Origin of the sequence: Dawidia cretensis (genome assembly GCF_018598175.1) — a bacterium.
GTDB classification, from domain to species: Bacteria; Bacteroidota; Bacteroidia; order Cytophagales; family Cyclobacteriaceae; genus Ohtaekwangia; species Ohtaekwangia cretensis.
The window spans coordinates 274,321-288,561 of the sequence record NZ_JAHESE010000001.1 but is presented as its reverse complement, the minus strand read 5'-3'; the positions used below and the strand labels follow the sequence as shown (position 1 = coordinate 288,561).

General features: G+C 49.6%; 11 protein-coding genes. 5 read left to right on the top strand and 6 right to left on the bottom strand.

Annotated features, from left to right (window positions below; translation table 11 throughout):
- The first annotated feature begins 51 nt into the window (after positions 1-51).
- On the top strand, positions 52-3,426 hold the full coding sequence (mfd, locus tag KK062_RS01250; RefSeq protein ID WP_254082414.1) for a transcription-repair coupling factor: 3,375 nt from the start codon (positions 52-54) through the stop codon (positions 3,424-3,426).
- On the opposite strand, the gene KK062_RS01245 is transcribed toward mfd, so the two are convergent.
- Positions 3,387-3,638, bottom strand: coding sequence for a hypothetical protein (locus KK062_RS01245; RefSeq protein WP_254082413.1), 252 nt, complete (start codon positions 3,636-3,638; stop codon positions 3,387-3,389). The two genes, mfd and KK062_RS01245, sit on opposite strands and share 40 nt — an antisense overlap.
- A 272-nt stretch (positions 3,639-3,910) precedes the next feature.
- On the opposite strand from KK062_RS01245, the gene gldJ reads away from it, so the two are divergent.
- Complete coding sequence (gene gldJ / locus KK062_RS01240) at positions 3,911-5,137, top strand: gliding motility lipoprotein GldJ (protein WP_254082412.1); 1,227 nt, start codon at positions 3,911-3,913, stop codon at positions 5,135-5,137.
- 34 nt (positions 5,138-5,171) lie between these two features.
- Here gldJ and KK062_RS01235 read toward each other — a convergent pair whose 3' ends face one another.
- The gene (locus KK062_RS01235) at positions 5,172-6,158 is read right to left on the bottom strand and encodes a YpdA family putative bacillithiol disulfide reductase (protein WP_254082411.1); all 987 of its coding nucleotides are present in this window, start codon (positions 6,156-6,158) and stop codon (positions 5,172-5,174) included.
- A gap of 113 nt (positions 6,159-6,271) precedes the next feature.
- On the opposite strand from KK062_RS01235, the gene KK062_RS01230 reads away from it, so the two are divergent.
- A complete protein-coding gene (locus KK062_RS01230; RefSeq protein WP_254082410.1) occupies positions 6,272-8,437 on the top strand; it encodes a S9 family peptidase in 2,166 nt (721 codons plus the stop codon).
- 75 nt (positions 8,438-8,512) lie between these two features.
- Here the strand turns inward: KK062_RS01230 and KK062_RS01225 are convergent, their stop codons facing one another.
- Both KK062_RS01225 and pdxR read right to left on the bottom strand, forming a co-directional pair.
- Positions 8,513-8,953: a GNAT family N-acetyltransferase gene (locus KK062_RS01225; protein ID WP_254082409.1), complete on the bottom strand. Its 441-nt coding sequence runs from the start codon at positions 8,951-8,953 to the stop codon at positions 8,513-8,515.
- Positions 8,954-9,033: 80 nt separating this feature from the next.
- Entirely contained in the window at positions 9,034-10,497 is a 1,464-nt protein-coding gene (gene pdxR, locus KK062_RS01220) for a MocR-like pyridoxine biosynthesis transcription factor PdxR (RefSeq protein WP_254082408.1), read from the bottom strand.
- 76 nt (positions 10,498-10,573) lie between these two features.
- Here pdxR and KK062_RS01215 point away from each other — a divergent pair, with 76 nt between their 5' ends.
- Positions 10,574-11,215, top strand: coding sequence for an FMN-dependent NADH-azoreductase (locus tag KK062_RS01215; protein ID WP_254082407.1), 642 nt, complete (start codon positions 10,574-10,576; stop codon positions 11,213-11,215).
- A gap of 14 nt (positions 11,216-11,229) precedes the next feature.
- Positions 11,230-11,664 (top strand): carboxymuconolactone decarboxylase family protein, encoded by a 435-nt coding sequence (locus KK062_RS01210; RefSeq protein WP_254082406.1) that lies wholly within the window; start codon positions 11,230-11,232, stop codon positions 11,662-11,664.
- Between the two features lie 117 nt (positions 11,665-11,781).
- Here the strand turns inward: KK062_RS01210 and KK062_RS01205 are convergent, their stop codons facing one another.
- Together KK062_RS01205 and KK062_RS01200 are read right to left on the bottom strand one after the other, a co-directional pair.
- Positions 11,782-12,972: a Gfo/Idh/MocA family protein gene (locus KK062_RS01205; RefSeq protein ID WP_254082405.1), complete on the bottom strand. Its 1,191-nt coding sequence runs from the start codon at positions 12,970-12,972 to the stop codon at positions 11,782-11,784.
- A 21-nt stretch (positions 12,973-12,993) separates the two neighbouring features.
- On the bottom strand, positions 12,994-14,202 hold the full coding sequence (locus KK062_RS01200) for a nucleoside permease (protein ID WP_254082404.1): 1,209 nt from the start codon (positions 14,200-14,202) through the stop codon (positions 12,994-12,996).
- Between the last annotated feature and the right edge of the window lie 39 nt (positions 14,203-14,241).

Here is a 14,241-nt window from a genome sequence, read left to right as displayed (position 1 = left end):
AAACATTCAGCGCACATTAACGTTTTAAACGATTCACGGATCAGGATTACAGTGAAGGCGACCGATTTCATAAGTATTTACAAGGCGGATGGATTTGTTAAGACCGTAGCCGCAGGGATAAAAGCGTCTCAGGCGCAAGCTGTACGCATTAAAGGACTGGCTGGAAGCCTTGACGCCGTCATGGTAGCGGCCACTTTTAAACTCCATCCACAGGATTATGTCATCGTCTTACAGGACCGTGAAGAGGCCGCGTACTTTCAAAACGACCTGCAAAATCTGCTGGACCGCGAGGTGCCGATCTTCCCGATGTCGTATCGTCGTCCGTACGAATACGACGAAACTGAAAATGCCAACATTCTGATGCGTGCGGAGGTACTGAGCCGCATTGCCAATAAAACGGCACCGGAGATCATTGTTACCTATCCGGAAGCGCTTAGCGAGAAGGTTATCAACAAGCGCTCGCTGGCGTCCAACACCTTTACGATTAAGCTGCAGGAGAATCTCGACATCGCCTTTCTGGAGGATTTTCTGCACACGTACGATTTTGAGAAGACCGATTTTGTATACGAAGCGGGGCAGTTTGCCATTCGCGGCGGAATCATCGATATATTTTCATTTGCCAACGAGCTGCCGGTTCGGATCGAGCTTTTCGGCGACGAAGTGGACAGTATCCGTACGTTTGAGCCGGGCTCGCAGTTGTCGGTAACACAGCTCGACAAGGTCAGTATCATTCCCAATGTACAGACCAAGCTGGTACAGGAGGAACGGCAGTCGCTTTTTGAGTTTATTTCGCCGGAAGCACGCGTGTGGTTCAAAGACGTGCAGTTCACGGCGGACATCATTCAGAAGAGCTTTGAGAAGGTCGCAGCCTCGTTTGATAAGATCATTCGTGCGAGTGGCGCCCAGGTTGTCAGCGCGCCGGAGAAACTGTTTGATACAAGCGATGCTTTTCTGCAGCGAATCCGTTCGTTTGTGCGTGTAGAGTTTGGCAGTCGTACCATTTTTCACGATGCGGCTACCTTTGATTATCCTTCGTCGGCACAGCCGTCTTTTAACAAGAACTTTGAAATGCTGGCCACGGATCTGTATGATCAACAGGGTCACGGCTATAGTAATTTTATCACGGCGGATGTACCGCGTCAGTTGGATCGTCTCAAGGGCATCCTCGAAGAGATCAACATCAATCTGAGGTTTCAGCCCCTGGACTTTGCGTTGCGTCAAGGTTATATAGATCAGCACATGAAAATGGTGTGTTATACGGACCACCAAATCTTTGAGCGTTTCCATCGGTACCGCGCCAAGGAGAAGTTCACCAAGTCGAAGGCGCTTACATTGCGCGAGCTGCAAACGCTGCAGCCCGGAGACTTTGTGACGCATATCGACTATGGCATTGCCAAGTTTGCCGGCCTTGAGAAACGCGATGTGAATGGGCATGAGCAGGAGGCGATCCGCCTTGTGTTCCGTGATGATGATTTGATGTATATCAGCATTCACTCGCTGCACAAGATCTCGAAGTACTCCGGCAAGGAGGGTACGCCGCCGATCATGAGCAAGCTGGGTACGCAGGAGTGGGAGACGAAGAAGTCGAAAGTAAAACGACGCGTTAAAGATATTGCCAAGGAGCTGATCGAGCTGTATGCCAAGCGCAAGTCTGCACCGGGGTACGCGTATTCACCTGATGGGTTTCTGCAAGCGGAGCTGGAGTCGTCGTTTATCTACGAAGATACGCCTGATCAGGCCCGTGCGACGGAGGACGTGAAGCGCGATATGCAGAACCCGCACCCGATGGACCGCCTGGTGTGTGGTGATGTGGGGTTTGGTAAAACCGAGGTGGCAGTACGTGCCGCGTTTAAGGCAGCGTCGGAAGGAAAGCAGGTGGCGGTGTTGGTGCCGACGACGATCCTCGCGATGCAGCACTACCGTACATTCCGCGATCGTTTGGCAAGCTTCCCGGTACGTGTAGACTATGTGTCGCGTTTTAAGAGCGATGCCGATATCAAGGAAATCATTAAAGATACCGGTGAGGGAAAAGTAAATATCCTGATCGGTACGCACCGCATTGTAAGCAAGGACGTCAAGTTTAAGGACTTGGGGTTGCTGGTCATCGATGAGGAGCAGAAGTTTGGGGTTAAAGTAAAGGATCGCTTAAAAGAGCTGAAAATAAGCGTCGATGTATTGACGCTTACCGCAACGCCGATTCCACGTACGCTGCACTTCTCACTCATGGGCGCACGCGACCTGAGTGTGATCGCGACGCCGCCGCCCAACCGCCAACCCGTTACGACCGAGCTGCATACGTTTAACGAGGAGATTATACGCGATGCCGTTAGCAACGAGCTTCGCCGTGGGGGCCAGGTTTTCTTTGTGCACAACCGGGTGAGCGACATCGAGTCTATGGCCAACACGATTTATAAGCTGGTGCCCGATGCACGCATCGGAATCGGCCACGGCCAGATGGAAGGCGACAAATTGGAAAAGGTTATGGCCCGGTTTATCGACGGCGAGTATGATGTGCTGGTGTCTACCAATATCATTGAGTCGGGCCTTGACATTCCCAATGCCAATACGATCATGATCAACCAGGCGCATATGTTTGGTCTCTCCGATCTGCACCAGATGCGCGGGCGTGTAGGGCGCTCGAATAAAAAGGCATATTGTTATTTGCTGACGCCGCCGGCGTCGCTGTTAACGGCCGATTCGCGTAAGCGTCTGGGCGCGCTGGAAGAGTTTTCGGAATTGGGCGATGGCTTTAAAGTGGCTATGCGCGACCTCGACATTCGCGGTGCGGGTAACTTGTTGGGTGGCGAACAGACCGGTTTTATTACGGATCTGGGCTTCGACACGTATCATAAGATCCTTGATGACGCCATTCAGGAGTTGAAGGAAACAGATTTCCGCGACCTGTTTGCTTCCGATCTTGCCGAGAAGATAAAGCTGATTGTGCAAGACTGCGTTATTGAAACTGATCTGGAAATATTGATTCCGGAAACTTACGTGGCCAGCGTCACCGAGCGTCTACAGCTGTATTCGCGGTTGGACAATATTGGCAATGAAGAGGAGTTGGCGAAATTCGCCAACGAAGTACGCGATCGGTTTGGCCCCTTGCCGGCTTCGGTAGAGGAGCTCGTTAACACGGTGCGGCTGCGCTGGCTCGGCGAAAAACTGGGATTTGAGAAACTAAGCTTGAAAAATGAAAAGCTGCGGGCTTATTTCATATCCACGAATGACACTTATTTCAGCTCCGATATCTTTGGTCAGGTCCTTTCGTTCGTGCAAAAGAACTCGAAGCAGTGTAAAATGAAGGACAGCGGCGGTAAAGCCATGCTTATTGTGGATGCGATCAAGACGGTCGATGCTGCGATCGACTTGCTTGGCCGGATGGCCGGTCAGGAAAGCAAGTCGGTCAAAGAGATCTTGTCCAAATAGGGCTTGAGGCCGAGCGTATTATCGAAGGCGTTGATCATCAACACTTTTTGGTGTTTCGGTGAATAAAACACCTCGATAAAAAAGCCTTCCGTGAAATACAAAAACACTTTGCAGTCTGCGAGCACGCGTTGCATCAGGTAATTTCCATGGAAGGTAATTACATCGCATTTTCGCTCAAAAGGCATCACGCGGAAATCGTCTAGTGTTAACATGGTTGGTTTTTGCAGGACGTTAATCGAAATAATGTGCCATTTTTCCAACCGCCGAATTTGTTCACTAAACCGTACTTTTGACTGCTGGCCTTCCCAAAACTGGATACCATATTCCCGAAACAATTCCAGTGCCTTTTTGACGTTTTAAAAACACGTGCAAAACGCTTCTAAAACTTACTCGCTCGCTTTTATCAAAGATTCACGAATAACTTGCGACTACTTGGAAAACATGGTATTATCCTTTTAATTAGCATTTGATTTAATATCAGAAAATGAAAATAAAGTATTCTTTCAGGGTTCTTTTGTTCGTAGCCGGAGGGTCAGTGGCGCTGTCTTCCTGCTCACTTTTTGGAGGCAAAGGCGGCAAGCCTACAGCCCAAAACCCCGGTCAGATGAGTTCGGCTACAGGCCTTGCTTATAATGACGAAGATCAGGGCGGCTTTATGGTCAATCCTTACGAAGGCCAGCCAGATGCCCCGAACATGGTATTCATCGAAGGTGGCCGTGCTGTGATGGGCTCGTTCGAGGAAGATGTTATGTCGTATCGCGACAATATTGAGAGAACTGTTTCCGTGGCTTCATTCTATATGGACGAAACGGAGATCGCTAATATTCACTGGTTGGAGTACATGCACTACCTGGCAAAGGATTCATCGCAGGAAGCATACCAGGCGGCCCTTCCCGACACTTCGGTGTGGGTAGGTAAACTGGCCTTCAACGATCCGTACGTGGATCACTACCTGCGTTACCCGGGCTTCCGTTATTTCCCTGTCGTGGGTATAACCTGGAACCAGGCCAGCAAATACGCTGTATGGAGAACCCGCGCTGTAAACATTAAACTGGCTGAAAACGCTGGTGAAGAATACGCTGAAAGCGATGGCCGCATTCCCCTGGAATCCGGTGTCGTTGTTCCGGCTTATCGCCTGCCGACAGAAGCAGAATGGGAGTACGCTGCTCAAGCCCTCATCGGGACACAGTGGCTGGAAGAAATGCAAACCCACCAACGCATTTACCCTTGGGATGGTCACGCTGTGCGTAACCCCTATGGTAAGCAGATGGGCTTTATGCTGGCGAACTTCAAACGCGGTCGTGGTGACTATGCCGGTATTGCCGGTCGTTTGAACGACGGTGCGCTGATCACTTCGTACATCTACGAATTCCCTCCGAACGACTACGGTCTGTATAACATGGCGGGTAACGTAAGCGAGTGGGTGCAAGACATCTACCGTCCTACTACTTATCAAGACTTCGACGATCTGAACCCGATCCGTCGTGACGGCTTCCTCGATCCTTCTGCAGGTTACAACAGCGACGCTGACAAGAATCCTGAATCTTTCACGTCACTTATTACCGACAAGGCCCGCGTATTCAAAGGCGGTTCGTGGAAAGACGTAGCCTACTGGATGTCACCCGGTACACGTCGCTTCCTGGATCAGGACTCTGCTACGGCTACTGTAGGGTTCCGTTGCGCGATGATCCGTGCCGGTTCGAACTACTAAGAACTCGTAACAACAACGATATTAAAAAAGCCGCTCATTGAGCGGCTTTTTTCGTTTTCTGCAGGTGGGTGATGATCATCTCCGCATGTACGCGCGAGTTTTCAATAAACCATTTGTTGGTCTTTAGTCCGCCGCATACTACGCCCGCCAGGTATAGGCCCGGCACATTGGTTTCCATGGTCTCTTCGTTATAGACCGGTGTGTGAAAAGTATCATCTTGAAAGGCAATGCCCATGTCGCGCATGAAGGCGAAGGGCGGTTCGTAGCCGGTCATCGCTAATACAAAATCATTTTCCACTAACACCTCCCCCTCGGGGGTGATGATCTGTACCGCATCGGGTGTAATGGCTTTGACGGTCGAGTGAAAATATGCTTTGATCGATCCTTCCTGTATGCGGTTTTCGATATCGGGCTTAACCCAATATTTCACGCTGTCGCGGATGCCATTCTCGCGGATCACCATCGTGACCTCTGCACCTTTGCGCCAGGTTTCGAGGGCCACGTCTACAGCGGAGTTCGCCGCGCCCACCACGACGATCTTCTGTGCGAAGTAGGGATGGGGCTCGTCGTAGTAGTGTTTTACTTTCGGCAGGTCTTCGCCTGGTACATTCAGCAAGTACGGACGATCATAAAAGCCCAGCGAGAGTATAAGCGCTTTGGTGTTGTATTGCGCTTTGGGTGTGGTGACGGTATGGTGGTTGCCGTTGTCGGCGTGTGTTACTGACAACACTTCTTCGTACAGGTGCACGTTCAGCTCCCAGCTGGTGGCTACACGGCGAAAGTATTCCAGGGCTTCGGCCCGGTTGGGTTTGGGTTGATGGGAAACGAAGGGCACACCGCCGATCTCCAGCCGGTCGGACGTGGAGAAGAAAGTCATGTTCAGCGGGTAGTGGTATAGCGAATTAACCAGGCATCCTTTTTCAATAATCAGGTAACGCAGCCCCGCTTTCTGGGCTTCTATGCCACACGCCAGGCCAATGGGCCCGGCACCAATAATGATGAGGTCGTATGTGTCTTGCATGGTTGGCAAAGATGGCAGAAATCGCCATTCAAAATAATTCGGTAGGGAGTTTACTGGTAACTTTCTTATTCTTGTGGTTGAATAACTGATTAACCAAATCCATTAACCTATTTATGAGACTGATTCTGATAAGTTGTTTAGTCGTAGCCTTCTACGCCTCCAGCGCACAGCGCCAGATCGCCGTGGAGGACTTTACCGTGCGGAATACGTTTGCACAAAAATCCGTGTACGGTATTAACTGGATGAAAAACGGCCAGTTTTACTCGTCTTTAAAAGACAATAAGGTCGTTAAGTACAGCGTCACCACCGGGCAGCCTGTGGAGACTATCGTTGACGGCGGCGCTCTGAGCCCCGCACTGCGTATCGATGATTATTCGTTGAGCGCTGACGAGACCAAGGTGTTGGTGCTGACGAATGTGGAGAGTATATACCGCCATTCGTTCACAGCGCAATACTTTGTATACGATGTTGCACAGAAGACGGTAAAGCCGTTGTCAGGTAATGGCAAACAATCTTACGCTGCGTTCGCGCCTGATGGTAGTAAGGTGGCGTTTGTGCGGGAGAACAATTTGTTTTATGTGACGTTGGCCGATATGCAGGAGGTGCAGGTGACTACGGATGGTAAGTTCAACCATATCATTAACGGTACGACGGACTGGGTCTATGAGGAGGAATTTAGCTTTGTCGATGGTTTTCACTGGTCGCCTGACGGGAAGAGGCTGGCGTATTATCGCTTTGATGAGTCTGGTGTGCATGAGTATAATCTGCAGCGGTGGGGTAAAACATTGTATCCTACGGACTATCGCTTTAAGTATCCTAAGGCGGGTGAGGCAAACTCTATTGTCGAAATCTGGGTGTACGACTTAGGGTCTAAGCAAAAAGTTAAAGCTGACATTGGTGGCGAAACAGATATTTATATCCCACGGATCAAGTGGACGAATGATGCTCAACTGCTTTCTGTGCGTCGCTTGAACCGGCTGCAGAATAGCCTGGATGTTTTGCATGTGAATGCAGCTACGGGTGCATCGCGGATTGTGCTGAATGAGAAGAGCGAGACGTATGTGGATCTCGACTTTATTGACAACCTGCTGTACCTGGAGAATGGCACGCAGTTTATTCATGCCAGCGAGCGTAGCGGATATAAGCATCTGTATCTGTACGATATGAACGGTAAGCTGGTGCGTCAGTTGACGCAGGGTAACTTTGAGATTGCAGATGTTGTTGGTGTGGATGAAAAAGGAAAAGTGCTTTATTTTACTTCGACTGAGGTTTCGCCGCGTGAGCGTTATTTGTACTCGCTCTCGTTTGACGGGAAGAAGAAAGCGCGTCTTTCGGCTGCTCCGGGCACTCACCGTATTAACATGAGCAGTGATTATCAGTTCTATATCGACTATTATTCACAGGCGGCTAAGCCGCAGGTGGTGAGCCTGTATAAGACTAAAGGTAATGCGGTGTTGAAGGTGCTGGAGAACAACGAGGCGTTGGTTAAGGCGCAGGAAGAGTATGGCTTTGCTGGCAAAGAGTTCTTCACATTCAAGGCTGCTGATGGTACCACGATGCTGGACGGATTTTTTCTGAAGCCGCGTAACTTTGATGCCAGTAAGAAGTATCCGGTGCTGGTATATCAATACAGTGGTCCTGGGTCGCAACAGGTGACTGATTCTTGGGGTGGTAGCCATTTTATCTTTCACCAGATATTAGTGCAGAAAGGTTATATCGTCGCTATCATTGACCCGCGTGGTACGGGTGCGCGTGGGGAGCATTTTAAGAAACTTACGTACAAACAACTCGGTAAGTATGAATTGGAGGATCACCTGGCGGGGGCTAAGTATTTGGCGAGCCTTCCGTTTATAGATCCGAGCCGGATTGGCATCTGGGGTTGGAGCTTTGGTGGTTATATGTCGTCATTGGCTATGACAAAGGGCGCGGGTGTCTTTAAGATGGGGATTGCTGTTGCGCCTGTTACGAACTGGCGCTTTTATGACAACATTTATACGGAACGGTTTCAGCAGACACCGCAGTTGAATGCTTCCGGGTATGATGATAACTCGCCGTCTACGTATGCTAAGAATCTGCAGGGGAACTTTCTCTTGATTCATGGTACGGGGGATGATAATGTGCATTTTCAGAATTCTGTTGTTTTACAAGAAGCGTTGATTAATGCGGGTAAGAAGTTTCGGTCGTTTTATTATCCGGATAAGCACCATGGTATTCAGGGCGGGCCGACCCGGTTGCATCTTTATAGTATGATGGTGGATTATGTGGTGGAGAGTTTGTAAGAATAAAGCTATAAATGGAAAGAGGCCCCTGATTGGGGCCTCTTTTTTTGGAACCGTTCGCTGATCTAATTGTGACTACTTCCTCACGTCGCACAAAAGATGAAGTGCTGCGAGCTTAAAGCCACTTTTGAGGTATACTTTCTGCGCTCCGTTATTTGTGAAATCTGTATCCAGTGCAACGGCATCTTTATTATTTGCTATGGCAATCGATTTTACATGTTCCAATAGCAGCGATGCTAGTCCTTTGCCGCGATGCGACTCTAGTGTACAGAGGTCATCTATATAGATAAAATTTCCCGTGTGGAGCGTGGTCATGTAGCGGTAGCCGGCGAAGGCAACGAATTGGTCGTTGTCGAAAATTCCGTCTATGAAGTATTGCTCCTGTTGCATCATTTCTTCAGCCAGGGCAATCCAATTGCTTTTATTCAAGTGCGGGCGTAATAAAGATACTACCTCCCAGCATTGCTGAACTTCAGTAGGTGTTTTGACGGATCTGATTTGATAGCTTTTGTTCATGGCATTTTTTTTTACAAACCTAGCGTCGTGTGGTTTGTGTACAGTATGCCAATCTGAAAATAAGGGATGGTCCAGAGAGGTTATTGGATGATCTTTTTTAGGATTGTCAGGGCTTTTTCTATTTCGTGTTCGTCGAGTGAGGCGAAGCCCATTCTTAGTGCGTTGGTGGAAAAGCTTTCGTTCTTGTAGAAATCTCCGTTGTCGATGAAGAGGCCTTTCTTTGAGGCTGCTTCGGATATTTTCGTGAGATCTATTTTTTCGTGAAACGTTGACCATACGGCCAGGCCTCCTTCTGGAGTGGTGAATTTTATTTCCTGTGTGAAATCGGCCTGGAGGATTTGACAGAAGAGATCTCTGCGTTGCTTGTAGATCTTTAATGATTTTCGGAAATGCCGGTCTACCTCGCCATTGTCGAACATGACGGCGAAGGATTCTTCCATGAGGGTGTCGCCCTGGCGGTCAATTAGCTCGCGAAGGGATGCCGCGGCTTCGATGAAGGCTGTGGGGCCAACCATGAAGCCTATGCGTAAAGCGGGGGCAAAGGTTTTGGAGATGGAGCCGATGTAGATCACGTTTTGGTTGTGATCGATGCTGGCCAACGGTAGGTATGGTTTGTTGTCGTAGTGGAAGTCAAAATCATAGTCGTCTTCGAGGATAGCAAAGCGATGTTCTTTGGCGAGTGTCAGGAGTTTTAGCCGACGTTCGCTGCTCATGGTGACGGTTGTGGGGAGATGGTGATGCGGTATGACATATACCGCTTTTACCTTTTTGCGCTGAAGAATTTCTTCCAGATGGTCGACGTCCAGTCCTTTGTCGTCTACGGGAATGCGGAGCAGGTTTGCGCCAGTGTGGCGAAAGACGTCGTCGGCCAGGCGGTAGTTTGAAAGCCCCACGGCAATGTGGTCGGCGGGGTGGAGCAGCAGTTGCGCTGCCAGGTAGATGCCCATCTGACTGCCTTTTGTGACAAGGATATTATCGGGAGACGTCATTACACCCCGGGTGTCGGACAGATAGCGGGCTATTGCCGAACGAAGTTTATCTGATCCTTTGGCGCTGCCGTACTTCAGGAAGCCTTTGCCGTAAAATTTCCGAGAGATGCTTCGGTATTCACGCATAAGCTCATCTACCGGGGCCAGGCGTACATCCGGAAAACCGTCATCAATGGCGAGCGTTGTTTTTTGAAGGCTTTTGCTGAGTACAACGTGCGTGAAGTGATTTGTCCATTGGAAGGCGTGATGGGTGCCGTCGGATTTATTGTTCTCTGGCAGTGCGGTTTTTGCCACCAGGGGTAGTTTAGAAAGTACAAATACACCTTTGCGTTCAATGGATTCCGCCCAACCCTGACTGATCAGTTCTTCGTACGCCAACTTTACTGTGTTTCGGTTAATGCCAATGAGCTCTGCGAGGATGCGTGAGCTTGGTAAGGCGTCAGACGGTAAAAGTGTGCCTTTTGTAATCAGTGATATAAAATTGTTGCACACCTGGATGTGTAACGCTATGGACGCATCCCGGTCAATCTGAATCAATGATTTGTAGGGCAACATCTGGGCTGTGGCTTTTGTAAAATCTGGTCTGCAAAGGTAGCCCAACGACCGTATACTTTTGAATAAAAATACGGACGTGAAGAAATTATTGGTCATTAACTCGAGTGCGCGGATGCTTCGTTCGCAAAGCAGGAAGCTTACGGCTGCGTTTGTTGAGCATTGGGAAAATATGCATGGCAAGACCGCGATCAAATTTCGCGACCTGGGAAATGTGCATGTACCGCATATTGACGAGCAATGGATTGCTGCGGCGTTTAAGCCGGCGGCGGCCAGGTCTGCAGACGAGATAGAGTCGTTGCGGACCAGTGACATTTACATTGCTGAGCTACAGGAAGCAGATGTTATTGTTTTGGGCTCGCCTATGTATAACTGGTCTATCCCGAGTACGCTCAAAGCCTATATCGATCAGATTATGCGGGTGAATGAAACGTGGAAGCTGAATCCGGCTAATCCGTTGAATCCTTATGTCGGGTTGTTGCAAAATAAGACGTTGGTTCTTCTGCTTTCCCGGGGGTCGCAGGGATATGAGAAGGGTGGGTATAATGAGCATATGAACTTTCAGAGCACTTACTTAAAAACTGTGTTTGCGATCATTGGTATCAGCCATGTTCATGTGATTGTTATTGATGGGGAGTCTTCTGATAGGGACAGGCTTAAGGATGTAATAGCGCAGTCGTATGAACGTGTGCGCGGGTTGATTGAAATGGAACTAGTATAATAAATAGATCATATATGAAAACGAGAATTCGAATTGACAAGGTTGCGCCGGCTGGGTATAATGCTGTGCTTGGTCTGGAGAAGTTTATTGAGAGCACGACGTTGACAAAAAAGCATAAGGATCTGATTAAGATACGGGCTTCTCAGATAAATGGGTGTGCTTTTTGTATTGACATGCATACGAAGGAGGCGCGTAAGGCGGGTGAGACGGAGCAGCGTATTTATGCGCTGAATGCCTGGCGTGATACGACTTTTTTCTCTGATGAGGAGCGGGCGATACTGGCTTTGACGGAGGAGGTGACGTTGATTAGTGGGCACGTCAGCGATGAGACTTATGAGCAGGCGGCTAAGGTGTTGGAGGAGGTATATCTGGCGCAGGTTATCCTGGCGATTATTACTATTAATGTGTGGAATAGGATTGGGATTGCTACTAAGTTGGTTCCGGCGTAGCATTTTTTGACTGCGCCAGATAAGTAGAAAGAGGCTCCTAATTGGAGCCTCTTTGTTTTTAAAACCTTTCTCCAAGGCAGTCTGATGACTGCGGCCATGGTGTGCTGCGTATTGATATTACGCTATTGTCTTTTCGGAGATCTTGCCGGTGGTTTTGTTTTTGATGATGACTTTTTTGGCGCCGTAGTGAGTTACTTCTTCTTTTACCAGGTAGTGGTCGGCGTCGTACTCGGTTAAGTGGCCGTCTTTTGTTACGCCGGTTTTACCGCGCCAGATATCGAGGTTTACGGGCTCCCATTGCTTGCTTTTGGCGGAGCGATAGGCTGAATCCAGGATGGAGTTTACTACATAGCCATCGTAGAAAGTTTCTTTCGGGGCTACGCCCTTTTCCATGGAGTCAAACATGTCCATGAACATGTGATTGTAGCCAAGCTCGTTCAACTCATCCCCTACTGGGAAGAGCCAGCCTGTGTTGCTTTCGGCTTTTTCTGCTACATAGTCGGCGCCTTTGCCGGTGGTAAACATGTCGAAGCCGGTTCGTAAAAAACTGTTGATCCAGATGGTGCCTTCGCTACCCATTACTTCATCGCGTAAATCAAGGCCACCGCGGAATGTCCAGCTCACTTCAAACTGGCCGATGGCGCCGTTCTCGTATTTTACCAGGCCGATGGCGTGGTCTTCGGCGTCGATGGGTTTTACTTGTGTGTCTGCCCAGCACATTACTTCTACCGGTTTGATGTCTTTGCCGATATAGCTACGTGTGATCTCTACGCAGTGGCAGCCCAGGTCGAGGATACATCCACCCCCGGCTTGCTCGATGTCCCAGAACCAATCGCTGTGCGGGCCAGGGTGCGTTTCGCGCGACTTCGCCCACAGGATGCGGCCGAGTGCGCCGTTCTTAACGCTCTCCAGCGCTTTGATGAACTTGGGAGTATATACGAGGTCTTCGAGGTAGCCGTTGAAGATGCCGGCTTTTTCTACGGCTTCCAGCATGCGTTTGGCTTCCTGGGCATTGCGGCCGAGCGGCTTGGTGGTGATTACGGCTTTCTTGTGTTTGCAGCAGAGCATGACCGCTTCCTCGTGGAGATTGTTGGGCAGTGCGATGCAAACGACGTCTACTTCGGGGCGGTTGATGGCCGCTTCCATGTTGGTGGTAGTAAAGGCCACTTTGTAGTCGGTGGCAAATTTTTTGGCACTCTCTTCGCGGCGCGAATAGATGGTGACGACTTTGTCTTTGCTCCGGTAACCTTGCATGGAGTCAGCATAAAATCTGCCGATAAATCCGGAGCCGAGCATGGCGATATTCATAGTGCGGTATATGTTTTGGTTTTAGGATGATTGCTTGATCTCGCTTTTTTCTTTGAAGAAGAATATAAAGTAGAGGACTACGGCCACGGCGATGTAGGCCGGCACGAACCAGATGCTTTTCCAGTCGTGCGTTTCTACGGTATAATGGTCTACTGTAAAACCGGAGAACCACGTGCCGATGAACATGCCAATACCATAGGTAGCAAAGGTGAAGAGACCTTGTGCGGCATTCTTAATCTTTTCGCCTGCTTTCTTTTCGGTATACATATAGCCGGTGACAAAGAAAAAGTCGTAGCAGATACCATGGAGCACAATGCCGGCGTAGAGCATCCAGAGGTTGGCGTCGGCATTTCCGTAGGCGAAGAAGATATAGCGCAGGATCCAAGCAGCCATGCCGAGTAACAACATACGTTTTACCCCGATGCTATTGAACAGGAAGGGTATCGCCAGAATGAAGACTGCTTCGGACACTTGACCCAGGATCATTTTGCCGGCGGCTTCGTTCATGCCGACGTCTTTCAGGAAGAGGTTAGCAAAGCCGTAGTAAAACGACAGAGGAATGCATACCAAAATCGCGGCGATAAAGAAGATGAAGTATGATTTGTCTTTGAACAGCACAAACGCGTCGGAGCCGAGCGCACTGGATGCGGAAGCGTCGGACGATTTACCTTTCGGGGGTGTATTGGGAAGTATAAAGCTGATGACGCCGAGCAGCGCGGATGCGGCCGCGGCCATCTGGAAAGTGAGCGGCAGCTTGGCGGCCGATTTCTCCAATGCCAGGTATCCAATCAGCAAGCCGGCAATGATCCAACCCACCGTTCCGAATACGCGGATCCAGGGGAACTGCCGACCAGGATCAGTCATTTGCCGGAACGCGATGCTATTAGACAGGGCGATGGTGGGGGTGTAAAGCAGTGAGTAGAAGAGAATGATCCAATAGAACGCAGTGTTGTCGGTGATCTTCGTGGCGAAGAACAACAACACGGCGCCGAGGAGGTGTAATACGCCAAGGATACGTTGTGCGGCAAAGTACCGGTCTGCCACCATGCCGATAAAGAATGGTGAGATCATAGTGGCGATCGCGAGCGCGCTATACGCGGCCCCAATTTGTACGCCGGAGGCATGCAGGATTTCAGACATGTACGTTCCCATTGTAACGTACCACGCACCCCACACAAAATACTCCAGGAGCATCATGGCGGAGAGTTTTACAAAGACAGTTGACTTCATAGACGGTTAATTTTACGGGCTTAGAAAGATACAGGGATG